Below are 23,744 nucleotides of genomic sequence, written 5' to 3'. Positions count from 1 at the left end.
CCAGTTGAAACCCCACTTCGTGTGGGGTTTTCTGCTTTTCTGGGCGATGGCGTGACAACCACCCGCGCATCGTGGACCACTTCACTCCGGCGCCGGCTTCCTGAGCCTGTTCGACGCCTGCCGCTCCATGCTCCGCCGGCCGAACCCGTGCCCTCGGCGGTCCGCAGTGGAGGCCGAGTCGGCCAGGGCCACCCCGTGCTCCTCGCGGTAGGTTCGAGGACCGACGTGGGAGGCGAAGGCGGGGAGGATCATGGATCGCTTCACGGAGGCGGATCTGCGGGTACTGGCCGGGCCGCGTTCATATCAGCGGGCCCAGGGCTATCTGGACGCCGTGACCGCCCTGGAGATCGGCGACGGCTGGATCACTGCCACGGTCCACGGGACGGACGCCTACGAGGTGGAGTTGTCACTCGACGAGCCTGAAGGGCTCACCGGGGAGTGCGACTGCCCGTACGGCATGGAGGGCAACTTCTGCAAGCACCTGGTCGCGCTCGGCCTGACCGCGCTCGCCCGGTCGGAGAGTCTGCCGCGGCAGAGTACCCGGGCCCGCAGCCGCGCTCAGGTCCTGGACGCATGGCTGGCCAAGCTCTCCAGGGACGAGTTGCTCGCACTCGTACAGGAGCAGATCGCCGAGGACCGGCAGGTGCGCCGCCGCTTGGAGTTGCGTGCGACGAGCGCCCGCGGAGACCTCGCCGAAGTCCGCGCCCGGATGCGCGAACTCCTCGACATCGGCCGATTCGCCCGGTACGGATACGTCGAGTACGCCGATGCCCGCGCCTTTGGCGAGCAGGCCGCGCAGGCCGTGTCCGCCGTCGCCGCTCTGACCGCCACCGGGCGGGCCGAGAACGCGATCTCCCTGTCCCGGGAGGCGATGCGGCTGCTGGCCGAGGTGCAGGACGCGATCGACGACTCCGACGGGCACCTCGGCCAGGTCGGGGCCGCTCTCGCCGAAGTCCCAGGCCCGAACCACCCGCCCCGCCGAAGCGCTGGGCGTTTACCGGCGCCTGGCCGAACCCCTTGAGAAGCAGACCGGCAACGCGGTCTACGACCAGCTGACCAGCCTGCTTCTGAGCATGCGTGACTGCCACCGCCGCCTGGGCACCCCGGACGACTTCGCCGCGCACCTCGCCGCCTTGCGTGCCGGTCAGAAGCGCAAGCGGAACCTGATGCGGCTGCTCGACCAGCACGGACTATGAAGACGACGCCCTCCCGGCACACCAACGGTGTTCGGTAGGCTCCGGAACGTGAGTGAGTACCAGTACTACGAGTTTCTGGCTGTGGACCGTCCACTGAGCAAGGCCGAGACGGCGCAGGTGCGGGCCCTGTCGACCCGGGCGGACATCACGACGACCCGGTTCGTCAACGAGTACCACTGGGGCGACTTCCGTGGGGATACGACGAAACTGGTCGAGGAGCTCTACGACGCCCACCTGTACTTCGCCAACTGGGGCAGCCGCCGGCTCCTGCTGCGTCTGCCCGCCGCCGTGCTCCCTGCGAAGACAGCATCGGTCTACGCGCTGGACGAGTCGCTGAGCGTCCATACCCGCAACGGGCACACGCTGCTGGACTTCTGCCCGGAGCCGGATGACGGAGGTGAGGAGGACTGGGAGGCCATGGCGTCCTGGACGCTGTCCGTGTTCATCGGGCTCCGGGCCGACCTCGCCGCAGGCGACCTGCGGCCGCTGTATCTGGCGTGGCTGGCCGGAGTTGGCGTCTGGGATCTCGCGGACGATGACGAGGAGGAGTACGCGCGTGAGGTGGAGCCGCCAGTCCCCGCCGGGCTGGGCACGCTCACCGGCGCGCAGCAGGCACTGGCCGATTTCCTGCGCGTCGACCCGGACCTGCTGAGCGTAGCCGCGCAGGTGAGCGCAGCCGCGACCGCGCCCCGGGCGGACCGGAAACGGCTCGCCTCGTTCATTGCCGAGCTCCCCGCCGCAGAGAAGGACGCCCTGCTGCTGAGCGCCGCCATGGGCAGCGAGCCGCGTCCCGGAGCACAGCTGCTGGCCCGCTACCGGGAAGCAGTCAGGGGAAACCAGGACACCGCACCGGAAGTGCGGCGCAGCGCCGCACACCTGCTGGACGTCGCTCATGCGCAGCGCACCGGGCGCCTTGAGCGGGAACGCGCAGCGCGGGAAGCGGACGAGCGCCGTCGCGTCGAGGCCGCCGAGGCGGCCCGCGCCGACCAACTGGACCACATCGCCCGCAACGCGGAGCAGACCTGGGGCACGGTCGAGGACCTCATCGCGCAGAAGAAGCCCGCAGCCTACGACCGCGCCTCCGTGCTCCTGGACGACCTGCGCGCCGTTTACGCCCGCACCGGCGACGTCACCGCTTTCGAGGAGCGGGCCGGACGCCTGCGCGAGGCCCATCGGGGCAAGCCGGCGCTCATGCGTCGCTTCGACGAGATCGGCATTCCCCATCCACGCGAACGACCCGCGCGGAAATGAACCCGCGCGGGCCGTCGCCGCTGCCTGGAAACGTCAGGCGCCCTGGCGCGCCCGCGCAAGGTGGTTCACCCGTCCACGGACCACGAACCAGCCACCGACCAGCGCCGCCGCGATCAGCGGCAGGCACAGGACGGTCGTACGTCCCACCCCGCCGCCCCACCACATCAGGAAGACGACCGCGGCGAGGAATGCCAGCGTGATGATCTGCGTGTAGGGGGCCCAGGGCAGCTGGTACGAGGGGCGGGTGACCCGGCCGTCCCGCGAGCGGTGCCAGAACAGCAGCGAGCAGAGCATGACCATGCCCCAGGTGCCGAGGATGCCGATCGACGCGAAGTTGAGGACGATCTCGAACGCCTGGCCCGGCATGACGTAGTTGAGCACGACGCCGAGCACACCGAAACCGGCGGTCAGCAGGATGCCACCGTAGGGCACCTGGCCCTTGTTCATCCGGCCGGTGAACCTGGGCGCGGAGCCCGCCAGCGCCATGGAGCGCAGGATGCGCCCGGTGGAGTACAGGCCGGAGTTCAGGCTGGAGAGCGCCGCGGTCAGCACGACCAGGTTCATCACACCGGCCGCGCCCGGGACACCGAGCTTTTCCATGACGGTGACGAAGGGGCTCTGGTCCGCCGAGTACGAGGTGTACGGCAGCAGGAGGGCCAGCAGCACCACCGAGCCGACGTAGAAGAGGCCGACGCGCCACATGATCGAGTTGATCGCCTTGGGCATGATCTTCTCGGGATCCTTCGTCTCACCGGCGGCGACGCCGCACAGCTCGACGGAGGCGTACGCGAAGACGACACCCTGGATCACCATCAGCATCGGGAGCATGCCGACGGGGAAGATGCCACCACTGTCGCTGATCGTGGAGAAGCCGGGTGTGTGACCGTCCACCGGGTGCTGGGTCACCACCAGGAAGATCCCGATGAGCAAGAACGCGACCAGGGTGGAGACCTTGATGATCGCGAACCAGAACTCCATCTCACCGAAGTACTTCACCGAGATCAGGTTGGCGGTGAGCACGACGGCGAGGGCGATCAGGGCGAGGATCCACTGCGGGATGTCGCTGAACATGCCCCAGAAGTGCGCGTAGGTGGCGGCCGCTGTGATGTCAGCCACAGCGGTCGTCGCCCAGTTGAGGAAGTACAGCCAGCCGGCGGCGAAGGCGCCCTTCTCACCCATGAACTCACGGGCGTACGAGACGAAGGCACCGGAGGACGGCCGGTAGAGGACCAGTTCGCCGAGCGCGCGGACGACGAAAAAGGCGAAGACACCACAGACCGCATAGGCAAGGGCGAGCGACGGCCCCGCCCCGGCCAGCCGCCCGCCCGCGCCCAGGAACAGGCCGGTGCCGATCGCGCCGCCGATGGCGATCATGTTGATGTGTCGGGACTTGAGGTCCTTGCTGTAACCGGCGTCACCGGCGTCCACATGGGGGGAGCTCGTCGCCGGTGGGGCGGCGGCGAGCGTATCGGCCGCAGTGGTGCGGTCACTCATAGAGGGGGTTCGCCTTCGTGAGGGGAAGGTGGGCGTTCCCGGCGGTGGCCGACTGGGGGGAGTCGTCGTCACCGTGGCACGGCCCGACGCCATCATCAGGGAATCCTGCGAATTTGGCAGTGCCCTACGTCACGCAGGAATAAATCTGAGGTAATTCAGAGGTACTAGGCGGTAATGCAAGGAGTCTGTTCTGATGCGCCGAGTGGCGGAGAGTTGGTGGCCGTGTGGTTCCGCTCTTCCGGCTCGATGACCGCAATCCGGAGATCGGATCCGCTGAGCATGCCCCTGTCACTTCCTGATCGCCGAGGCGGACTGGGAGCGTCGAGCGGGTGGGGGCGACCGGAGTGACGGGCGCGCGGGGCTCGGATCCGCTATCGGGCGGAAGCGATCAGCGGGTAGTGGTCGGAGAGGTTCGTGTACGTGTACTTCGTGCCCCGGCTGGAGACGGTCCAGGGCGCGCTCTGCTCCTTGATCACCTCGTTCGTCCAGACGGTCGGCTTCGCGTGCCCGGTGCGGTGCTGTTCGTGAGCACCCGCAGGGACGGGACGTCGGCCGCCGATGCCTGAGGGGCGTTGGCGATCAGTGTGACGGCGGCGAGCGCGGCGGACAGGGGCACGCCGGAGGTGCGGCGGAGCGCGGTGAGCGGCACGGGGTCTCCTGCTTCTGCTGATGGGGGTGGCACAGGCGACACACATCCAGTCAGCGGGAGTTACCCATGGGTAGACGACGGATGCCAGGACTGTTTCCGTGGGCGTACCGACGAACGAATCCTTGGTCGGTGCGGATGCACGCGTGCGGCTCACGCTCCGGACGTACAGGTGTGAAGGCCCCCCACCCGTGGATGGCCTCGTACACCGTGGCGAGCCGGCGGCGTCGCGTCCCGACGGGTCGCTCTCGGGTTGCGTCCGTGTGCGCGAGGGGTTTGCGCCGCCGCGGAAGGGCGCCCAAAAAATTGGCGAGTACACGCCCATTGTCAGGGCTGTTGCGAGGGAGTTACATGGTCGTTGCACGCGGACGAAAGCGCTTTCTGTCGATCGGGAAACCCCGGCCGGCGCCCCTTCGCTGCCGCTGGGAGGCTGAATGACACCGCCCCGCACCAGACGCTACTCACTCGCCGTCGCCGCACTCGCCGCGACGGCCTCGCTGGCCGCCGCCACGTTTCCGGCCCAGGCGGCCCGCCCCTCGGCCGCTCACACACCGCTGCGGGCCCAGGCCGTGGCGGCGTACGACTTCGGACACCCGGATCCCGCCGACCCCGGTCGCGAGCAGGACATCGGACGTTCCGGCACCACGCTCAGCCTGATCAACGGCGGTTCCGCGATGCGTGTGGCCGACGAGGCGTACCCGGGTGCTTCGCCCGCCCTGCAAGTACGCCAGCAGAATCCGGCCACCGCGGGCAACGACGACTGGAAGGCCGGGACCTGGGACGCCGAGGGCATGGCGTCCCTCGGGGCCTTCAACAGTGCCCGGGGCGCCACCGTCATGGGCTGGTTCAAGATGACGGGCGACAATCCCGCCCTCAACTCCAACACGGCCGACCCGGGCGACCGCTACAACGCGATCGGGCTGGCCGGCGTACTGTCCGGAACCTCTGACGGCCACGCGGTGCGGGCGTTGCTCGAACTCATCCAGGTCAACGGTGAGTTGAAGCTGGTCGCGCTGGGCAGGCGCCTGGACGGCGGCGCCTCCCAGACCTTCGCCGCCGACGCCCCCTGGGAAGAAGTGCTGCCCCGCGGTGAATGGGTCCACCTGGCTGCGACGTTCGACTTCCGTGACGGCACCCTCGCTCTCTACCGCGACGGCAAGCCCCTGGACGGGTTCTACGTCACGCCGGGCGACCCCTGGGAACTCGCCACCACGCCTGCGCCCCACCGCGCCTCGCCCACCGATCCCCGCGGCATCAAGATCGGCGGGAGCTTTCCCCAGAACACCCGGGAGAGCAATGCCTGCGACTGCCGCATGGACGACCTCCTGTTCCTGAACCGCCCGGTGCCGGCCGGAGCGGTGGCGGCGGAATACCGGCGCATGACGCGGGGCCACTGACCGTTCTCGTCCTTGGATCGTCCTTTCCTCACTTCCTTGTCCTGCCAGCCCGAAGGAATCCGCATGGCCTCACGACGTACATATCGAAAGAGCTGGGCGGCCGTGGCCGCCGTCGCAGCCCTCGCTGTCGGCGGTCTCGCCGCGCCCTCCCATGCCGACGAGCCCGCCGCAACGACAGCCGCCCTGACCGACCCCATTCCGCAGAAGCCCGTCCAGTCCAGGACAGGTCTCGTCCTGCAGGAGTTCGCGCAGTTCCCCAAGTCGGAACCTGTCCCGGCGCCGACGGATCCGCGTCTGGCGCGCCATGCCCGGATCAACACCATCAATGAACTTCCCGACGGCTCGGGCCGGATGGCGACCCCCGACCTCAACGGCACCCTGTATCTCACCGACCCCGGCGCCGCGACGCGGAAGTCCGGGGGTACCCCGCACCCCTACTTGGACGTCAAGGCGGCGTTCCCGCACTTCTTCTCGGGCCGCGGTCTCGGCCAGGGCCTCGGGTACGCCGCATTCCACCCGGAGTTCGCAGCGAACGGGCGGTTCTACACCGTCCACACCGAACTCGCCTCGCAGGCCACCGAGATCCCCGACTACCAGCAGGCGGGCACACTCACATATCACGGCATCGTCACCGAGTGGACCGCCGACGACCCCTCCGCGGCCGTCTTCCACGGCACCCGTCGCGAGGTGCTGCGGATCGGCTTCTCCGGCCAGGTCCACGGCATTCAGCAGATCGACTTCAACCCGACGGCGAAGCCCCACGACGAGGACTACGGCCTTCTCTATCTCGCGGTGGGCGACGGAGGGCAGGGAGTCGGCAACAGTGAGCCGCAGAACCTGACACTCCCGCACGGCAAACTTCTGCGGATCGACCCCGCAGGTCGTGACAGCGCCAACGGCCGGTACGGCATCCCCGCGTCCAACCCGTTCGTCGGTGAGCCCGGTTCCCTCGGGGAGATCTACGCCATAGGCATGCGGGACCCGCACCGTTTCAGCTGGGACACGGGCGGCAGTCACCGTATGTATCTCGGTCACATCGGTGAGCACGCCATCGAGTCGGTGTACGAGGTCAAGGCCGGTGACAACTTCGGCTGGAGCGAGCGCGAGGGCCCCTTCGTGTTCGACAAGGAGGCCACCGACCCGTGCGCCCGTATCCTTCCTCTCCCCGCCGACGACGCCCAGTACGGCTACACCTACCCGGTCGCCGCCTACGACCACGACCCGGGACCCGACTGGAACTGCCGGTCCGACGTGGGCCGCGCCATCGCCGGAGGCTCCGTCTACCGCGGCAAGGACGCGCCGGCGCTGCGCGGAAAGTACATCTTCGGCGATCTCGTGGACGGCCGGATCCTGGCCGCGGACACCCGCGACATGCGCCGCGGCGCCGGGCTCGCGCCGCTTGAGCAACTGATGCTCTTCGACAAGTCCACCGGGAAGACGGTCACCATGCGCGACCTCGCCGGGGACCAACGTGTCGACCTGCGCTTCGGCTCCGACCGCAGCGGCGGTCTGTACATCGTCTCGAAGGCCAACGGCAAGGTCTGGAAGGTGACCGGGACCCGCACCTTCGCCGACTGCGAGGTCGGCAACACCCCCACCACCCACACCACCGGCCCCGACGTCTGGGAGCCGGTCACCCCGGCCAAGTGGGCCTACACCGAACGCGAGACGATCCTGACCGAGCCGGGCGTCGCCCACCCGGGACCGCGGCGCCCCTTCGAGTACGCCGTCCTGACCGCGGGCCCGCGCTACTCCTCCGTCACCGTCGAGGCGGAGGTACGGATCGACACCCCGGTCGAGATCACCAATCGTGACGTCATTCTCATCTGGGACTACCAGTCGGACACTCGTTACCAGTACGCGCACCTGTCGAGCGACAACAGCATCTATCCGCACAACGGTATGTTCACCGTCGACGACGCCGACCGGCTGCGCATCGACGACCAGTGGAACGGCACCCTCGGCGCACCTCCGGCGATCAAGGACGAGGGATGGCACAAGGTGCGTCTCACCCACTGTGCCGACACCGGTGAGACCGCCGTCTACCTGGACGGCAGCCGCAACCCCCTGATCACCGCCACCGACCCGGTCTTCGCCTCGGGGCGGGTGGGCTTCGGATCCTTCGACAACACGGGCCGCATCCGTCACCTGAAGGTGACGGGCACTCCGGCCGACGACTGACCTCGCGGGAGTGGGCCGACACCATCGGCCCGCTCCCGCACATCGTCCAAGACCATGTCGTGGCCTGCCAGATCGAGAGAGACCGAGTCGTGGAAACCCGTGACCCGGCAGAGGCCGTTTCGACAGGTTGCAGTGCGACCGCCGCGACAGATCCGAACGGCGGACCGTGGCCCCGGATCGCCAGGCTTCGGCGGAGTCATTGGCAAAGTTCGTCGAGGGCACGACCGATGTACAGGTGGTCGGCACTGGTCTCGTTCGTTGCAGTACGCCGGCAGTGGCCCGAGGCGATGTGCGAGAAGTGGCACTACTTGTCGCGGTATTCGCGGGCAGACAGCTTCTTGCCGCATCCGCCCAGAAGCGTGCCACAGGAGAACTCCCGCATGGGGTAAACCCGGATGAAACGGTCGAAATCGGCCGAGTTCATCGGCGGATATACAGGTTCATCGGCGGCTGGAGAGCGCGCGACTGCCGTCTGGACTTTACGGGTGTCCTCTTCATCGATGGGCACGTGCACGATCGGACTCCGGGCGTGGTGGAACGGGGTGAGGGCGTCGCGCGGCAGGCGGGCTCTCGCCCGCCCCGCCCCGCCCCGCCTCCGGTTTCTTCTGCCTCGCGGGCAGTGGAGCCGGCGTACTCGACGCCGCGTGGCAGAGGCTACGCGTGACGCGCCCCCCTTTGGTCACGATCCGGTCTCGGACGTTCCAAAGGGGCTTGTTTTCAGCCATGTAATCGTTTCCAATCATCGTTGTAATCGATTCCACGGCTCTGAGCTGCTGGTTTCGAGGCCTACGGAAACCACAAGGAGGTGGTCCGGAAATGGCGAGCATCAAGGATGTCGCGGCCGAGGCGGGAGTGTCCGTCGCCACGGTCTCCCGCGTTCTCAACAGCCATCCCTCCGTCAGCCCCGACGCGCGCAGACGCGTCCTCGCCGCTGTCGACTCCCTCGGATACCGGCCCAACGCCGTGGCCCGGTCGCTGCGCACCGATCAGACGCGCACCCTAGGCCTGGTCATCAGTGACGTACTCAACCCGTACTTCACCGAACTGGCCCGCTTCGTCGAGGAAGAGGCCCGCGCGCTCGGCTACAGCGTCATCATCGGGAACGCCGACGAACGGCCCGAGCTGCAGGAACATCACGTCCGGACGCTCCTCGACCGCAGGATCGACGGACTCCTCGTCTCCCCGGCCGACGGAAGCTCCCCGATCATGCCGGGGCCGGGCGACAGCGGCACGCCGATGGTCTTCGTGGACCGCTGGATCGAGGGCGTGGACGTCCCCGTGGTGCGCGCCGACGGCCGCGACGCCATCCGGGACCTGGTCGCCCACCTGCACCGTCTCGGTCACCGCAGGCTCGCCATCATCGCGGGTCCGGCAGCCACCACCACGGGCAACGAGCGGGTCGACGCCTTCCGCGAGGCGCTGCGCGAGCACGGGCTCGCGCTGCCCGACGCCTACATCGGCCAGGGCGACTTCCGGGCGGACAGCGGGCGCCGCGTCACCGAACGCTTCCTGGCCCTTCCCGAACCGCCCGAGGTCGTGTTCGCCGCCGACAACCTGATGGCGCTCGGCGCGCTGGACGCGATCCGCGCGCACGGGCTGAGCGTTCCGCAGGACATCGGGCTGGCGGCCTTCGACGACATCCCGTGGTTCGTGCACACCGCCCCTCCGATCACGGCGATCGCCCAACCGACCGGAGAGCTCGGCCGCTCCGCCGTGCGCGCGCTGGTCGACCTCATCGAGGGACGGACCCCGCAGTCCGTGACCCTTCCCGCCCGTCTCGTCGTACGCAGTTCCTGCGGCGAACACGCTTCGAACCGGAGGAGCAGCCTGTGAGCACCCAGGACGAGTTGCTGCGCATCGAAGGCGTACGCAAGACCTTTCCCGGCGTGGTCGCCCTCGACAGCGTCGACTTCGACCTGCGGAGCGGCGAAGTGCATGTCCTGCTCGGTGAGAACGGAGCGGGGAAGAGCACCCTCATCAAGATGCTCTCCGGTGCCTACCGCCCCGACAGCGGCCGGATCTTCGCTCAGGGGCGTGAGGTCCGCATCCACGGGGCACAGGACGCCGAACGGCTCGGAATCGCCACGATCTACCAGGAGTTCAACCTGGTACCCGATCTCACCGTCGCCGAGAACATCTTCCTCGGCCGGCAGCCGCGCCGCCTCGGGATGATCGACCGGCGCCGCATGGAGGCGGACGCCGAGGTGTTGCTGCACCGTGTCGGCCTGCATGTCTCGCCGAAGGCCAAGGTGCGCGAACTGGGCATCGCCCGGCTGCAGATGGTGGAGATCGCCAAGGCGCTCAGCCTCGAAGCACGCGTGCTGATCATGGACGAGCCGACGGCGGTACTCACGTCCGAGGAGGTCGAGAAGCTCTTCCGGATCGTGCGGCAGCTGCGCGAAGAGGGCGTGGGCATCATCTTCATCACCCACCACCTCGAAGAGATCGCGGTGCTCGGCGACCGGGTCACGGTGCTGCGCGACGGCCGCAGCATCGACCAGGTACCCGCCTCGACCCCCGAGGCGAAGCTCGTACAGCTCATGGTGGGACGCAGCATCGAGCAGCAGTACCCGAGGGAGCGCCCGCAAGCGGGAGACCCCCTGCTCGCCGTGCGCGGGCTGACCCGCAACGGCGTCTTCCACGACGTCAGCTTCGACGTGCGGGAGGGCGAGGTCGTCGGCCTCGCCGGTCTCGTCGGCGCCGGACGCACCGAGGTCGCGCGTGCGGTGTTCGGCGCGGACCCCTATGACGCGGGCACCGTCGACGTACGGGGCCGGCGGCTGGCCAAGTACGACGTGCCCGCGGCCATGGGCGCCGGGATAGGTCTCGTGCCCGAGGACCGCAAGGCCCAGGGGCTGGTGCTCGATGCCTCCGTGCAGGAGAACCTCGGTCTGGTCACCCTGCGCTCGGCGAGCCGCTCCGGGCTCGTGGACCTCAAGGGACAGCGCACGGCCGCCGCCCGGATCGCCGAACAGCTCGGGGTACGGATGGCGGGCCTCGGCCAGCACGTCCGCACTCTCTCCGGCGGCAACCAGCAGAAGGTCGTCATCGGCAAGTGGCTGCTCGCCGACACCCGGGTGCTGATCCTCGACGAACCCACGCGCGGCATCGACGTCGGCGCCAAGGTCGAGATCTACCAGCTCATCAACGAGCTGACGGCCTCCGGCCACGCCGTTCTGATGATCTCCAGCGACCTGCCCGAAGTCCTCGGCATGAGCGACCGGGTGCTGGTCATGGCCCAGGGCCGCATCGCCGGGGAACTCCCCGCGCACGAAGCGACCCAGGACGCGGTGATGGCGCTCGCCGTCAGCGCGGCCCCCACAACGACTTCCGCAACAACTCCCGCAACAACTCCGGCAACGACGCCGGCTGTGAACGAAGAGGAGAGCCCCCGTGGCCACTGACACGCTCAAGAGCGATTCGGGCGCGAGTGGCGCCGCAGGACGCACGATCCGCCGCCTCCTGCTCGACAACGGCGCCCTCAGCGCCCTGGTCGTCCTGCTGGTGGCGATGTCGCTGCTCTCCGGCGACTTCCTCACCACCCAGAACCTGCTGAACGTCGGTGTACAGGCCGCTGTCACCGCGATCCTCGCGTTCGGCGTCACCTTCGTCATCGTCTCAGCGGGCATCGACCTGTCCGTGGGCTCGGTCGCCGCGCTCTCCGCGACCGTGCTGGCCTGGTCGGCGACCTCACAAGGCGTGCCCGTCTGGCTGGCGGTCGTCCTGGCCGTCGCCACGGGCATCGCCTGCGGCTTCGTCAACGGCGCCCTCGTCTCGTACGGCAAACTGCCGCCGTTCATCGCGACACTGGCCATGCTCTCCATCGCGCGCGGTCTGTCCCTGGTCATCTCCCAGGGCAGCCCGATCGCCTTCCCCGACTCGGTCTCCGTCCTCGGTGACACGCTCGGCGGCTGGCTGCCCGTCCCGGTCCTCGTCATGGTCGCGATGGGCCTCATCACGGCACTGATCCTGGCCCGTACCTACATCGGCCGCTCGATGTACGCGATCGGCGGCAACGAGGAGGCGGCCCGCCTCTCCGGACTGCGCGTCAAGCGCCAGAAGCTGGCCATCTACGCCCTGTCCGGGCTCTTCGCCGCGGTCGCGGGCATCGTCCTCGCGTCCCGTCTGACCTCCGCCCAGCCGCAGGCCGCGCAGGGGTACGAGCTCGACGCGATCGCCGCGGTCGTCATCGGCGGCGCCAGCCTGGCCGGCGGAGTCGGCAAGGCGTCCGGCACCCTGATCGGCGCGCTCATCCTCGCCGTGCTGCGCAACGGACTCAACCTCCTGTCCGTCTCCGCCTTCTGGCAGCAGGTCGTCATCGGTGTGGTCATCGCCCTCGCGGTGCTGCTGGACACGCTGCGCCGCAAGGCCGGGGCCAAGGCCGCCACCTCGACCGGTTCCTCCGGCGCCCCGGGCTCACCGGGATCCGGCCGCAAGGGAGCGGGGGCGGTGAAGTTCGGGATCGCCGCGCTCTGTGTGGCCGTCGTCGTGGGCGGGGTGTCGTACTTCAACCATGGCTCCTCCGGCGGGAACACCAAGGTGGGCATGTCGCTCTCCACGCTCAACAACCCGTTCTTCGTCCAGATGAAGGCGGGTGCGCAGGCGCAGGCGAAGGCGGACGGGGTCGACCTCACCGTCACCGACGCGCAGAACGACGCGTCGCAACAGGCCAACCAGCTGCAGAACTTCACCAGCTCCGGAGTCAAGTCCATCATCGTGAACCCGGTGGACTCCGACGCGGCGGGCCCCGCCGTCCGGAGCGCCGACCAGGCGGACATCCCGGTGATCGCCGCGGACCGAGGCGTCAACAAAGCGAAGACCGCGACGCTGGTGGCCTCCGACAACGTCGCGGGAGGCAAGCTCGCGGCGAAGACGCTGGCCGACAAGCTCGGTGGCAAGGGCGACATCGTCATCCTGCAGGGCACCGCGGGCACCTCGGCCAGCCGGGAGCGCGGCGCGGGCTTCGCCGAAGGGCTGAAGGCGTACCCCGGCATCAAGGTCGTGGCCAAGCAGCCCGCGGACTTCGACCGCACCAAGGGTCTGGACGTCATGACCAACCTGCTCCAGTCCCACCCCGACGTCACCGGTGTCTTCGCCGAGAACGACGAGATGGCGCTCGGCGCGGTCAAGGCACTCGGCGCCAAGGCGGGAACGTCCGTGTCCGTCGTCGGATTCGACGGAACCCCGGACGGCCTGAAGGCGGTCGCGGCAGGCACGCTGTACGCCTCCGTGGCTCAGCAGCCGAGGGAACTGGGCAAGATCGCCGTGCAGAACGCGGTGAAGGCCGCCGAGGGCAAGAAGGTCGAGAGCACGGTGAAGGTGCCGGTCAAGGTCGTCACCGAGAAGAACGTCGCCGACTTCTCCTGAGCGGGACCTGAGCACTGTCCGACCACGGAAAGCAGGAATGATGCACGAGAACGACCACCACGACCGGTACGACCTGCTGGTCGTGGGTTCGGCCAATGCCGACCTGGTCATCGGTGTCGAACGCCGCCCCGCCGCCGGTGAGACCGTGCTCGGCTCCGATCTGACCGTCCACCCGGGCGGCAAGGGCGGGAACCAGGCGGTCGCCGCCGCCCGTCTCGGGGCCCGCACCGCCCTGCTGGCCCGGGTCGGCGACGACGCCCACGGCCGCCTGCTGCTGGACTCGCAGCGGGCGGCGGGAGTCGACACGAGTGGCGTCCTCGTTGGCGGGGCACCGACCGGAGTCGCGCTGATCACCGTGGACCCCTCGGGCGACAACAGCATCGTGGTGTCGCCCGGGGCCAACGGCCGGCTGACCCCCGACGACGTCCGGGAGGCCGGGCCCCTCTTCGAGGCGGCCCGGGTCGTCTCCGTGCAGCTGGAGATCCCGCTGGACACCGTCGCCGAGGTGGCGGGTGCGATGTCACCCGGCACCCGGCTGGTACTGAACCCGTCCCCGCCCGCGCCCCTGCCCGACTCCGTGCTCGCCGTCTGCGACCCGTTGGTGGTCAATGAGCACGAGGCGCGCTACATACTGGGAGAAGCGGCGGGCAGCACGGCTCAGGAGTGGGCGCGCGCGCTGCTCAAGTCCGGTCCGCGGTCGGTCGTGGTCACGCTGGGGGCACAAGGCGCGCTCGTCGCCGACAGCCGTACGGGTGCGTTCGTCACCGTCCCGAGCCCCGAGGTCGAGGCCGTGGACACGACGGGGGCGGGCGACGCGTTCACCGCCGCTCTGGCCTGGCGCCTGGGCCTGGGCGAGGAGCTCACCGAAGCTGCCGCGTTCGCCGTCAGGGTGGGCGCGGCGGCCGTCACCAGACAAGGCGCGCAGGCGTCGTTCCCGACCGCGGAGGAAGTCTCCGCGCCGTGAAGAAGAAGGGAATCCTCAACCGCCATCTCGCCGGGGCGCTCGCGGAGTTGGGCCACGGCGACGGGGTACTGATCTGCGATGTGGGCATGCCCATTCCGGCCGGCCCCAAGGTTGTCGACCTGGCCTTCCGGGCCGGTGTCCCGTCGTTCGCCGACGTGCTCGACGGGCTGTTGGACGAACTGGTGGTGGAGGGCGCGACGGCGGCGCACGAGGTCCGGAAGGCCAACCCGGAGACCGCCCGGCTCCTGGACGAGCGCCTCCCGGAACTCGCCCACGTAGCGCACGACGCACTCAAGGTGCTGTCGGCCGGCGCCCGGCTGGTGGTACGGACCGGGGAGGCGCGGCCGTACGCGAACGTGCTGCTGCGCTGCGGGGTCTTCTTCTGACGAAGGCCGGGCCCTCGGACGCGGGAAGCACGAACGACGGCTCTGCCCACGACCGCCGCCGCCGACCGGACCACGGCGCAATCCGCACAGCCGATGGGCCGTATCTCTCTCCTGGATGCGGCCCATCGGGCGTATGCGTCGAGGCAGATGCCGGCTTGGCCCGGCCATGCCGCAGCGGCGCGTCAGAAGAACCGATGCGGACGCGGGAATACGGATGCCATGGCGCTGCAACGCACTCCGGGCCCGGTCCTCCCTCCTATGAGGCCTGACACACCCCGGCCTCCATCAGGAACTCGCTCGGCGTGCCCGACCACGACACATGCAGCCCGTCCCGGGCCCGCGTGCATGCCACGAACAGCAGGCAGCGTTCCGCCAGCAGGTCCGACTCGTGCTGGAGCCGGTCGATCTCGGCCGGGGTCACCGCACGCGGGTACGGCAGCGCACCGTCGCTCACACCGATGACCGCCACGCAACGGAACTCCAGCCCCTTGAAGGAGTGCATCGTGCCGACCTGAACGGCGTCCGCGCCGGACGGGACATCGCCCCGCAGGCGTGTGGCAGGGATGCCCGCGTCCTTGAGCCGCTGCGCCGCCTTGTCGCAGTTCTTGTTGAACCGGGCGCTCACCCCGATCTCACCCGGAGCGATCCCGCTGTCGAGCCAGTCACGTACGCGCGCGACGAGCGCGTCCAGCTCGGCTTCCTCCGATTCCGCCCCTCGCGCCTCGGGCCCCTTGCCGTGCAGGGCCGAGCGGTAGCCCAACAGCGTCTCGTTCGCCGCGTCGTCCGCCAGCTGCTCGAAGGGTCGGCCGACGAGCAGCGCGGTGGACCAACTGAGGATCTCGTGCGTGGAACGGTAGTTCTTGCGCATCTTCGTCGACCGGCCGGTGACCTTGATCCCGACCGCCTTCAGCGACACCTTCGAGTCGTAGATGCGCTGATGCGGGTCGCCCGCTATGAACAGGTCGTCGGGGCGCGCCGGGGCCGCCGCACGCAACAGCCGCCACTGCGCGGGGTGCAGATCCTGCGCCTCGTCGACGACCACATGCCGGTATCGCGGGCCATTGGTCTCCAGCAGATCCGCGGCCTCCGCGCACGTGCCGAGGTAAGTGCGGAGCCCGTCGGCGCTGAGCCGCCCGGTGAACTCCTCGATCGTGCGCCACACCAGCGCGCGGGTCGAGGCGGGCAGCGCGCTGCCGCGTCCGCGCCGCTCGCAGTCCTCGTACTCCTTCAGCGTCCGCAGATTCTGCGCGAGAACGACATGCTTGTACTCCTGCGCGAGGAACTGCGCGGTGCCGGTGAACCCGGTGACCTGCGCGGCCTGCGTCCACCGCGTCTCCTCCTCACCGCCCCGCAGCGGCCGCCGCGCGGTGGACACGATGCGGCCCGCGAACGCGTCGACGGTCATGATGTCCACCCGGTCACGCAGCGTCTCGTCCTCCACCAGGGTGGCGAGCCCAGCCCGCAGTGCGCCCACCAGCGCATTGGTGTACGTGGTCAGCAGGATGCGGTCACCCTCACGCAGGTAGCCCAGCAGATGGCGCACCCGGTGCAGCGCGACCACGGTCTTCCCGGTCCCGGGACCGCCGGTGACCTGTGCGGGCCCGGAGTACGAGGCCCGGTAGGCGACCTTGTGCTGGGAGGGGTGCAAGAAGACCCGCCAGGCTGCGAACGGCTTGTCGAGGATGTCACGCAGCTCCTCGGACGCGGTGACGAGCGCGATCCGGGTACGGGTGCGGTGGATGGCGGCGGCGAAGTCGCCGGTGTCCACGGGCGTGGTGTCGTCGGGTGCGGCGGAGAGACTGACGGACACCACGTCCCGCCACACCTCCTCCACGGTGAAGCCCGCGGCGAGGTATTCGAGGACTTCCCGCTGGTCCTGCGGGAAGTACGGTGCGAAGACCTCCAGTTGTTCGAGGTCGGTGAGGGCGCGGGCCTGGCGCAAGGTGGTTTCGTCGATGCCGAGCGCCGTCAGGTCCCCGTCGGACACCTTCGCGAACAACCGCCGGTCGGGAGCGGGAGCGATGCGCTCATACGCGGGGGTGAGCTCGTCGAGCATCGCGATGTCGCGGATCTCGACGGCCCGGGTCACCGTATTGATGCTGGCCTTCTGCTTGATGGCCCAGTCGATCGCCTTGTCGTGCGGCATCACGCGGAGCAGGACGTACGTGTCACCGCTGTCGGGAGCGAGGACGACACCACGCGTCCCCTGGTCGATCCGGATGGTCCGGATATGAGGATCACGCGCGCGTTTCAAGCTCTCCAGCTTCAGCCCGGGATCCTTGAACAGCTGGTCCAGGGTGAGGCGTTCGAACTTCTCCCAGGCATCGAACACCCCCTGCTTCACGCTGCCCTGAAGCTTACCGAGCTGGGCGCAGAAACCGATGTCGAACGCGAGGTGGGGCATGGGGCGGACTCTCCGGGGAAGCGAACTGAGGATTGACGAGGGGGGTCAGGCGGCCGGCCCGTCGAGGTCGAGACCGATCAGAGCCAGCGCCTCGCCGACCTCTTCGGTCATCTCGTCGCCGGGCCCGAAGACCAGACACAGGTCGTCGTGCAGCGGCCGAAGAATCCGATGAGCCTCGGCCGCCTGACCCTGGGCGAGCAGCAGCATCCCGATGTCGCGGCGCAGCTCGACGGCTTCCTCGCTGAGGTCGCTGTCGACGGTCCGCACGACGTCGAGGAGACCACGCAGCGCGGCGAGCGCGTCGGTGACCTGGCCGAGCTCGGCGCGGCAGCGTGCGGCCTGGGCACGACAGGCGCGCGCCGACTCGCCGGTGGGGCCGCCGGTGCGCGCGTACGCGTCCGCCAGCGCGTCGAACTCGGGCAGAGCAGCCCTGTAATCTCCGCCGAGCAGTTGGATCGCGGCCCGACGGGTCCGCAGCTCCAGGACCTTCCGGCTCTCCGCGCCGAGCCCGCGTGCGGCCGGTTCGATGATCTCTCCGAGCACCTCGGCGGCCTGCGCGAACCGCTCCTCGTCCAGGAGCGCGTCGGAGTGCGCGTACGCCTCGTCGATCTCCGCACGCAACTGCGCGGGTACGGGAACGGGACCGGGCGCGGCCTGCCCTTCGTTCGGGTCGACTGCCGCGGGCGTGGACCGGGCCGCCCCCGCACGGGCACGCGGCGCGTACGGGTGGCGGAAGATCCCGGTCGGGTCCGGCGCCCCCGCCGGTCCGGCTTCACCGGGCCCGGGTATCCGGCCGGGCGGCGGCAGGAACGGCCGCAACCGCTCGTACACCTCCTGCACATCGGCCGGCCGCGCCTCCGGCGCCTTGAGCAGCAGCTGCAGGACGAGGTCCTCCAGCTCCTTCGGCACGTCGGGGCGCAGCGTCCGCAGCGGGGTGGGGGCGGCGTTGACGTGCTGGTGCATCACCATGTACTCGCTGTCCGCCGTGAACAGCAGGCGTCCGCTGAGCAGTTCGTGCAGCACACAGCCCAGCGCGTACAGATCGGTCTGTGGGGAGGTCCGCCCGCCGCGTACCTGCTCGGGCGCCATGTACTGGTAGGTGCCGATGGGGCTGCCGGTCGCGGTCAGCTTGGTGACATCGGTCCGAAGGATGGCCGCGATCCCGAAGTCGAGGACCTTCACCGTTCCGTCGCGGGCGACCAGGACGTTACTGGGCTTGAGGTCGCGGTGGATCACCGGCACCTCGTGCGCGTACGACAGTACGGTGGCCACCTGCGCCGCCACGGCCACCGCCCAACTGACCGGGAGCAGCCGCTCCGGGTGGATGTACGCGGACAGCGAAACCCCGTCCACCAGCTCCATGACCAGGAACAGCCGCTCGTACGTGTCGTCGAGCACCGCGTCGTACACCTGCGGCACGCCGGGGTGCTGGATCCGCGCGGTGATGCGGGCCTCACGGCGGAAGCGCTTGGCGAACTCCTCCGCCAGCTGCGGCGAGCCGACGACGGCCTGCTGCCGGATCAGCTTCACGGCGACGGGCCGGTCGAGCACGGCGTCGTATCCGCGCCACACGTCCCCCATGCCGCCGTTGTCGAGCGGCTCCAGAAGCTCGTACCGACCCGCGATCGGCTGCTGCTGCGGCACATTGCCCCCGTGTGTGCGTGTGCTGGCCGGTGTGCACTGCTGGACCGGCTTTCGACGTGGTGGAGGGCAAGTGTCCCTGGTAGGGCGATCTTCAGTCCAGCGGCGGCGGCCCCGAGGATTCCGGGGCGCCGCTTTCCGGCCACGCCCGGTTGCGCCCCGTCCGCAAGGGGCTGGAGCGTATCCGCCCGGGGTGGGGCCCCGGTAGCCAGCGATGCTGGCGGCGGCCTGCCGGTTCTGCTGACCTACGGTGATGGAGCCTCCACAGCGCACACTGCCCAGACCGTCTTGCCGGGGCCGTCCGTGCAGGGGTACCAGCCCCAGCGGTCCGTGAGGGCGGCGACCAGGAGCAGGCCCCGGCCGCCGTCCTGGTCGTCCGGTACCGGTTCGGTGAGGGCGGGGAGGCGTTCGCCTCGGGTGTCGGTGACCTCCACGCGCACAGCCGTGCCCTCGGCGGACAGGCGGAGGCGGAAGTCGCGTCCGGGCACGTGGCCGTGGCGAATGGCGTTCGCGCTCAGCTCCGCGACGATCAGCGTCAGTGTGTCGTGCGCATCGCTGCCGTACGGGATGCCCCAGGCGTCGAGCCGCTCGCCGGCCAGGCGGCGGGCGAGGCGGGCGCCGCGTGGGGTGGAGCTGAAGCGCATCGTGAAGTGGTGCCAGGGGAGGCGGGGTTGGGTGGTGCGGATGGGCCGAACGGGGAGTGGTGGATTGCTGGTCATGGCTCCACGTTGTCGCTTGGTGGCGTAGCGTGACCAGGGGTGACGCGCCGTCGCGGGTTGGCTGTACGTGGCGTGCGTCCGGCTTGTACGTACGTGGGACAGGCGGTGGCGATGACGCAGGACGAGACGGGGACGCGGAGGGATTGTTCACGCCCTCCTCGCGGATCACTACCATGCCGCCCGGCAAGCCCGGCCGCGAGCGATGGCGGCAACGCACCGACCTGTACTGGACAGTTCCGTCGTCACCCGCTGACGCCGTCGGGTCGGCTGCCCGGCATGGCTTCACTCAGCATCTGGTTCGGCATCGATATGCGGAAAGTCTGAGCACCGCAAACCTCCATCCGCCTCTAAGCTGAGTCCAGTTGTTCAAAGTCGTTTCGGGGGCGGACAGAGTGATCACTGCGTTAGGCACGAGCACCATCACCCTTGCTCTCGTCGCCGGTTATGCCGGTTCGGGCAAGTCCGAGGCCGGCAAGCTGCTGGCGGCGGCGACGGGGTGGGCCATGCTCGACAAGGACACCATCAGCCGTCCAATGACCGAGCGGCTGTTGCAGGCGTTGGGCGGTGACCCGGACGACCGCCACAGCCCCACCTATCTGGAGCATGCCAGGCCGCTGGAGTATGCGTGCCTCATGAAGGCCGTCTGGGAAAACCTCGAGTGCGGTACCTCCGTGGTCGCCGTGGCGCCCTTCCTGGCCGAGGCTGCCGACGCACAGTGGACGTCCCGGGTGGCACGCCGTTGCGGCAGAACGGGCGCACGCTTCGAGACGCTGTGGGTGGACAGTGACCTGGAGTCGATGCGGGACCGGCTGATCTCGCGGAATGCCTCACGCGACACGTGGAAGCTGACGCACTGGCCGATGTACACGAGCGGCATCGACATCGGCCTGAGGCCGGTGACATCTCACCACGTGATTGACAACCGCATCGGCGCCTCACGTCCTCTGGCAGAGCAGGTCGAGTCCATCGCGCAACGGCTTCTGGGGGACGCGTGAGCGCAGTCGTCCTGTACGGGCCGCCCACTGCCGGCAAGGACACGGTGACGGCAGCCCTCTGCTCCGCCGACTCACGGTTCCAGTCAGTCACCAAGCTCAAGCACGGCACGGGCCGGTCAGCCGGATACCGGTTCGTCACCGCCGAGGAACTCGATGATCTGCGGCACCGGGGCAGAATCGTCGTGGAGACCCCTCGCTACGGCAACATCTACGCCGTCGACCACCTCTCCCTCACCCAACCGCAAGAGCAGGGCCTGGTCCCGGTCACGCACATCGGCAACGTCGCCGACATGCGCACCCTGCTGGACCGGACTCGGGCGACCTCATGGCTGCGCGTCCTCCTCTGGGTGCCCAGGAACGTGTGCCAGGAACGGTCCGGCGAGCGGGGAGATACCGACACGCCGAAGCGCCTCGCCGCTTGGGACGAGACGGCTCAGGACATTCTCGAATCCGATGTACGCGACCTGTTCGATCTGGTGGTACGTACGGACCGTACGGATCCGGCTATGACGGCCAAGCAGATCGCTTGCGCACTCGTCGAGTCGCCGGATGTCCTCAGTACGGAACAACTACTCACGGCTCTTGGACTCGGTCCGGTCGGAGACGTGGCCCACCGGAGCGAGAGCACGCGCTGGGATTGAGTACGTAGGCGCACACACAACGACATCAACGGCCACAAGTAGCAGGGGGATGCCGGTGGGAGTTGTCCGGACGGTCGAGGACCTGGCGAGAATCGGTCGCCAGCGCACGGTCAGCGACCGAAGTGTGCATCTGCGCCAGGACGAGGTCACCACCGACCTACTGCTGGACACCGTCTCGGCCGACCGCGTCTCGCTCGACCGTGTCAGCATCGACGGGGCGCTGACCGTGCGGTCCTGTCACATCGACGAATTGGTCGTCGACCACGTGGAAGCGGACGCGCTCCTGGTGGTCAATTCCAGGATCGGCCGCCTGACGATCCGTAACGCATCGATGGGCTGCGAGGTCACGGTCATCGACACCTCACTGGACTTCCTCGCCTTGCACTCGTGCACCACCACCCGGCTGGAGCGCCTTCGGGTGGAGGAGCTCGCACAGATCAATGCCGTGCGCGGGCCGGTGCAGATCAGCAACACGCGCGTGTCCTCGCTTGTGGTCCGCAGCCAGGCCACCGGCGGCCGCCTGGGACGGCCGCGCTTGGTAGTCCGGGGGCTGCGCGCCCGTGAGGACATTACGTTCGACGACCTCTGGCTGTCCGCACTCGATCTCGACGAGGTCGAGACACCCGAGCTCACCCTGCGGCGTGTGCGACTGGATGAGCCGTTGCGAGCGAACGGGCTGCGGTGCAGCGAGACGGTGCGAGTGAACGGACTGGTGATTCCCTCCGGGGACAGCACGATCAGCAACAGCACAGTCCGAGGGCCCGTGGAGGTACGCAACCTCGGTCTGTGCGAGAGCGCGCACAGCGGGCAGAGCGCCCCGACGGCCCACCTCACCTTTCGCAACACGAATGTGGCGTCCCTGAGTTCGGGGTCTCAGAATTCCTCGGTCATCAGCCTGTACGGCTCCTCGGTGACGGGCACGCTCGGTCTTCCGTCCGGCAGCTCCCGGTACAGCCTCGACGAATCCTCCAGCATCGGTGACATGGAGCTCGCCGGCGAGGTCTTCCGTAACGGCCGCCAGATCACGTTGTTTCTGGAGCGTTCCTTCACCGAAGTCACCGCCGCGGCACTGGAGTCCGTACGATCCGCGCTGGTCAGAAGGAACCGGAACAGGGAGGTCGACGAGCTCTACTACCTGGCGCGGCAACGCGAGGCGAGCGCTCTGCCGCCGATACGGCGTGCCATCGGGCGGGGCATCCTCGGCGGCGTCCTCGGCTGGGGAGTGCGCGCGCGGAACCCGGCACGTGTATTGGCGGTGGGGGTCTTCCTGACGGGCGTGGTACTCCATCTGTCGGGCGCGGTACGCGAACCGGGCCGAGGGTTGTCGGATGTCACCGTTGCGGGAAGGTCCTTGGTCCTGGCCCTCGCGCTGTGGCTGAATGTTGGTACCGGCATGCCGTCGGAGCTCAAGACCGCCGGATGGTCTGCACTGGCTGTTTCGTTCACGGTCGCGGGCATGCTGTTCACCACGCTCATCGTCGGCATCGTCATCCGCAAGCTGGTGCGCTGAGCGTCTGCCGGCGGCCTGGTGGCACAGTGGCATCCATGCAAGAGCGCGAAGAGTCCGAAGAGCGGGTGGCGGCAGCACCGGCTGTCACGTACGGGCTGCGGGGCAAGTCGTTCCTGGTGACCGGCGGCAGCAGGGGACTGGGTTACGCGGTCACCCGCGTCCTCGCAGCCGAGGGGGCATCCGTCGCGATCTGCGGCCGCGATGCAGACACTCTTGCCCGTGCGTCCTCCGAACTGCGGAGAGACTTCGACGCCCAAGTCGTCACGGGAGCTGTGGATGTCCTGGCCCCGGACGAACTGGAGGACTTCACCCGACAGGCCGGCCACGAACTCGGCGGCCTCGACGGCCTGGTCGCCAACATCGGCGGCAAGCGTGGCAGCGGGCTCCTCGACTCGACCCGCGAGGACTGGCAGACGACCTGGGAACTGAACGGTGGTCACGCCGTGCGTACCGTACGATCGGCGCTGGACAGCCTGCGTCCGGGGGGCTCGGTGGTGATCGTCGCCTCCATCTCGGGCTGGAAGCCCCGCTTTCCTGCCCAGTACGGGGCAGCCAAGGCTTCCGAGATCTACCTGGCCGGTGCCCTGTGCCAGGAACTCGCCCCCTACGGGGTCAGGGTCAACACAGTCAGCCCCGGCTCGATCCTCCTTCCAGGCAAGAGCTGGGACCGCCTGCGCCGGCGTGACCCAGCGGCGTACGAGGCCTACGCGGAACGCAACCCCAACGGACGCCTGCTGAACGCCGATGAAGTCGCCCGGGTCATCGCCTTCCTCCTCTCCCCGGCCTCCGGAGCCGTCAACGGCGCCCACATCCCGGTCGATGGCGGCCAGCCGCAGGCGGGGCTCGGGAGGGCTTAGCCTCAATCCGCCGAGGTGGTTCGAGAGTGATCTCCTGATCGATTTCTGCGTCCGCTTTGGGCTGGTGGCTGGGTGTGGGCAGGTGGTATCTGCTG

Annotated in this window: 20 protein-coding genes and 1 pseudogene; 14 read left to right on the top strand and 7 right to left on the bottom strand. The window is 69.1% G+C overall.

Annotated elements, in window-relative coordinates:
• Positions 1-250: 250 nt before the first annotated feature.
• The 3 genes from ACF1B9_RS34780 to ACF1B9_RS34770 are packed head-to-tail and all read left to right on the top strand — an operon-like array spanning position 251 to position 2,447.
• Positions 251-1,021, top strand: coding sequence for an SWIM zinc finger domain-containing protein (locus ACF1B9_RS34780; RefSeq protein ID WP_391746514.1), 771 nt, complete (start codon positions 251-253; stop codon positions 1,019-1,021).
• A 52-nt stretch (positions 1,022-1,073) separates the two neighbouring features.
• Positions 1,074-1,196 (top strand): hypothetical protein, encoded by a 123-nt coding sequence (locus ACF1B9_RS34775; RefSeq protein ID WP_391746515.1) that lies wholly within the window; start codon positions 1,074-1,076, stop codon positions 1,194-1,196.
• 48 nt (positions 1,197-1,244) lie between these two features.
• Positions 1,245-2,447, top strand: coding sequence for a hypothetical protein (locus tag ACF1B9_RS34770; RefSeq protein ID WP_391746516.1), 1,203 nt, complete (start codon positions 1,245-1,247; stop codon positions 2,445-2,447).
• A 33-nt stretch (positions 2,448-2,480) separates the two neighbouring features.
• On the opposite strand, the gene ACF1B9_RS34765 is transcribed toward ACF1B9_RS34770, so the two are convergent.
• The 3 genes and pseudogenes from ACF1B9_RS34765 to ACF1B9_RS34755 form a co-directional block, all read right to left on the bottom strand.
• Complete coding sequence (locus tag ACF1B9_RS34765) at positions 2,481-3,941, bottom strand: amino acid permease (RefSeq protein WP_391746517.1); 1,461 nt, start codon at positions 3,939-3,941, stop codon at positions 2,481-2,483.
• 371 nt (positions 3,942-4,312) lie between these two features.
• A pseudogene (locus ACF1B9_RS34760) lies at positions 4,313-4,468 on the bottom strand (sphingomyelin phosphodiesterase); the annotation flags it as partial.
• The gene (locus ACF1B9_RS34755; protein WP_391746533.1) at positions 4,414-4,590 is read right to left on the bottom strand and encodes a hypothetical protein; all 177 of its coding nucleotides are present in this window, start codon (positions 4,588-4,590) and stop codon (positions 4,414-4,416) included. The pseudogene ACF1B9_RS34760 and the gene ACF1B9_RS34755, both read right to left, overlap by 55 nt.
• 431 nt (positions 4,591-5,021) lie before the next feature.
• Here ACF1B9_RS34755 and ACF1B9_RS34750 point away from each other — a divergent pair, with 431 nt between their 5' ends.
• Together ACF1B9_RS34750 and ACF1B9_RS34745 are read left to right on the top strand one after the other, a co-directional pair.
• Complete coding sequence (locus tag ACF1B9_RS34750) at positions 5,022-5,984, top strand: hypothetical protein (RefSeq protein ID WP_391746518.1); 963 nt, start codon at positions 5,022-5,024, stop codon at positions 5,982-5,984.
• 63 nt (positions 5,985-6,047) lie between these two features.
• Positions 6,048-8,165, top strand: a complete 2,118-nt coding sequence (locus tag ACF1B9_RS34745) for a PQQ-dependent sugar dehydrogenase (RefSeq protein ID WP_391746519.1) — start codon at positions 6,048-6,050, stop codon at positions 8,163-8,165.
• 304 nt (positions 8,166-8,469) lie between these two features.
• Here ACF1B9_RS34745 and ACF1B9_RS34740 read toward each other — a convergent pair whose 3' ends face one another.
• Positions 8,470-8,673: a hypothetical protein gene (locus ACF1B9_RS34740; protein WP_391746520.1), complete on the bottom strand. Its 204-nt coding sequence runs from the start codon at positions 8,671-8,673 to the stop codon at positions 8,470-8,472.
• Between the two features lie 308 nt (positions 8,674-8,981).
• Between ACF1B9_RS34740 and ACF1B9_RS34735 the strand changes: the two genes are divergently transcribed.
• Genes ACF1B9_RS34735 through rbsD form a run of 5 tightly spaced genes read left to right on the top strand, consistent with a single transcriptional unit; the run spans position 8,982 to position 14,882 of the window.
• Positions 8,982-9,998, top strand: coding sequence for a LacI family DNA-binding transcriptional regulator (locus ACF1B9_RS34735; protein WP_391746521.1), 1,017 nt, complete (start codon positions 8,982-8,984; stop codon positions 9,996-9,998).
• Positions 9,995-11,569 carry a sugar ABC transporter ATP-binding protein gene (locus tag ACF1B9_RS34730; protein WP_391746522.1) on the top strand — a complete coding sequence of 525 codons (1,575 nt, stop codon included), beginning with the start codon at positions 9,995-9,997 and terminating at the stop codon, positions 11,567-11,569. Before ACF1B9_RS34735 ends, ACF1B9_RS34730 begins: the two co-directional genes overlap by 4 nt.
• Complete coding sequence (locus ACF1B9_RS34725) at positions 11,559-13,532, top strand: substrate-binding domain-containing protein (RefSeq protein ID WP_391746523.1); 1,974 nt, start codon at positions 11,559-11,561, stop codon at positions 13,530-13,532. Before ACF1B9_RS34730 ends, ACF1B9_RS34725 begins: the two co-directional genes overlap by 11 nt.
• A gap of 40 nt (positions 13,533-13,572) precedes the next feature.
• Positions 13,573-14,496 carry a ribokinase gene (locus ACF1B9_RS34720; protein WP_391746532.1) on the top strand — a complete coding sequence of 308 codons (924 nt, stop codon included), beginning with the start codon at positions 13,573-13,575 and terminating at the stop codon, positions 14,494-14,496.
• A complete protein-coding gene (rbsD, locus tag ACF1B9_RS34715) occupies positions 14,493-14,882 on the top strand; it encodes a D-ribose pyranase (protein ID WP_391746524.1) in 390 nt (129 codons plus the stop codon). The genes ACF1B9_RS34720 and rbsD overlap by 4 nt, the downstream gene beginning before the upstream one ends.
• A 256-nt stretch (positions 14,883-15,138) precedes the next feature.
• On the opposite strand, the gene ACF1B9_RS34710 is transcribed toward rbsD, so the two are convergent.
• From ACF1B9_RS34710 to ACF1B9_RS34700, 3 genes are all read right to left on the bottom strand, one after another.
• A complete protein-coding gene (locus ACF1B9_RS34710) occupies positions 15,139-17,286 on the bottom strand; it encodes a UvrD-helicase domain-containing protein (RefSeq protein ID WP_391746525.1) in 2,148 nt (715 codons plus the stop codon).
• 45 nt (positions 17,287-17,331) lie between these two features.
• Positions 17,332-18,930: a serine/threonine-protein kinase gene (locus ACF1B9_RS34705; protein WP_391746526.1), complete on the bottom strand. Its 1,599-nt coding sequence runs from the start codon at positions 18,928-18,930 to the stop codon at positions 17,332-17,334.
• A 242-nt stretch (positions 18,931-19,172) separates the two neighbouring features.
• Positions 19,173-19,646: an ATP-binding protein gene (locus tag ACF1B9_RS34700; RefSeq protein ID WP_391746527.1), complete on the bottom strand. Its 474-nt coding sequence runs from the start codon at positions 19,644-19,646 to the stop codon at positions 19,173-19,175.
• Positions 19,647-20,008: 362 nt separating this feature from the next.
• Between ACF1B9_RS34700 and ACF1B9_RS34695 the strand changes: the two genes are divergently transcribed.
• From ACF1B9_RS34695 to ACF1B9_RS34680, 4 genes are read left to right on the top strand one after another with little or no spacing between them, the layout of a single operon-like run.
• Positions 20,009-20,641, top strand: coding sequence for an AAA family ATPase (locus ACF1B9_RS34695; protein WP_391746528.1), 633 nt, complete (start codon positions 20,009-20,011; stop codon positions 20,639-20,641).
• Positions 20,638-21,282: a guanylate kinase gene (locus ACF1B9_RS34690; RefSeq protein ID WP_391746529.1), complete on the top strand. Its 645-nt coding sequence runs from the start codon at positions 20,638-20,640 to the stop codon at positions 21,280-21,282. The genes ACF1B9_RS34695 and ACF1B9_RS34690 overlap by 4 nt, the downstream gene beginning before the upstream one ends.
• Before the next feature lie 55 nt (positions 21,283-21,337).
• Positions 21,338-22,792, top strand: a complete 1,455-nt coding sequence (locus ACF1B9_RS34685) for a hypothetical protein (RefSeq protein ID WP_391795968.1) — start codon at positions 21,338-21,340, stop codon at positions 22,790-22,792.
• Positions 22,793-22,827: 35 nt separating this feature from the next.
• Positions 22,828-23,649, top strand: a complete 822-nt coding sequence (locus ACF1B9_RS34680) for an SDR family NAD(P)-dependent oxidoreductase (protein WP_391746531.1) — start codon at positions 22,828-22,830, stop codon at positions 23,647-23,649.
• Positions 23,650-23,744: the final 95 nt, after the last annotated feature.

The sequence above is a fragment of the Streptomyces sp. NPDC014727 genome (genome assembly GCF_043083485.1).
In the GTDB taxonomy this organism is placed as follows: domain Bacteria; phylum Actinomycetota; class Actinomycetes; order Streptomycetales; family Streptomycetaceae; genus Streptomyces.
Note: the sequence above shows the minus strand (reverse complement) of the source record. Positions and strands in the feature narration are given on the sequence as shown.

Coding starts and splice junctions, on each gene's coding strand:
- ACF1B9_RS34680 (WP_391746531.1), top strand. CDS start 22,828: ATGCAAGAGCGCGAAGAGTCCGAAGAGCGGGTGGCGGCAGCACCGGCT.
- ACF1B9_RS34780 (WP_391746514.1), top strand. CDS start 251: ATGGATCGCTTCACGGAGGCGGATCTGCGGGTACTGGCCGGGCCGCGT.
- ACF1B9_RS34745 (WP_391746519.1), top strand. CDS start 6,048: ATGGCCTCACGACGTACATATCGAAAGAGCTGGGCGGCCGTGGCCGCC.
- ACF1B9_RS34750 (WP_391746518.1), top strand. CDS start 5,022: ATGACACCGCCCCGCACCAGACGCTACTCACTCGCCGTCGCCGCACTC.
- ACF1B9_RS34710 (WP_391746525.1), bottom strand. CDS start 17,286: ATGCCCCACCTCGCGTTCGACATCGGTTTCTGCGCCCAGCTCGGTAAG.
- ACF1B9_RS34720 (WP_391746532.1), top strand. CDS start 13,573: ATGCACGAGAACGACCACCACGACCGGTACGACCTGCTGGTCGTGGGT.
- ACF1B9_RS34700 (WP_391746527.1), bottom strand. CDS start 19,646: ATGACCAGCAATCCACCACTCCCCGTTCGGCCCATCCGCACCACCCAA.
- ACF1B9_RS34735 (WP_391746521.1), top strand. CDS start 8,982: ATGGCGAGCATCAAGGATGTCGCGGCCGAGGCGGGAGTGTCCGTCGCC.
- ACF1B9_RS34775 (WP_391746515.1), top strand. CDS start 1,074: ATGCGTGACTGCCACCGCCGCCTGGGCACCCCGGACGACTTCGCCGCG.
- ACF1B9_RS34765 (WP_391746517.1), bottom strand. CDS start 3,941: ATGAGTGACCGCACCACTGCGGCCGATACGCTCGCCGCCGCCCCACCG.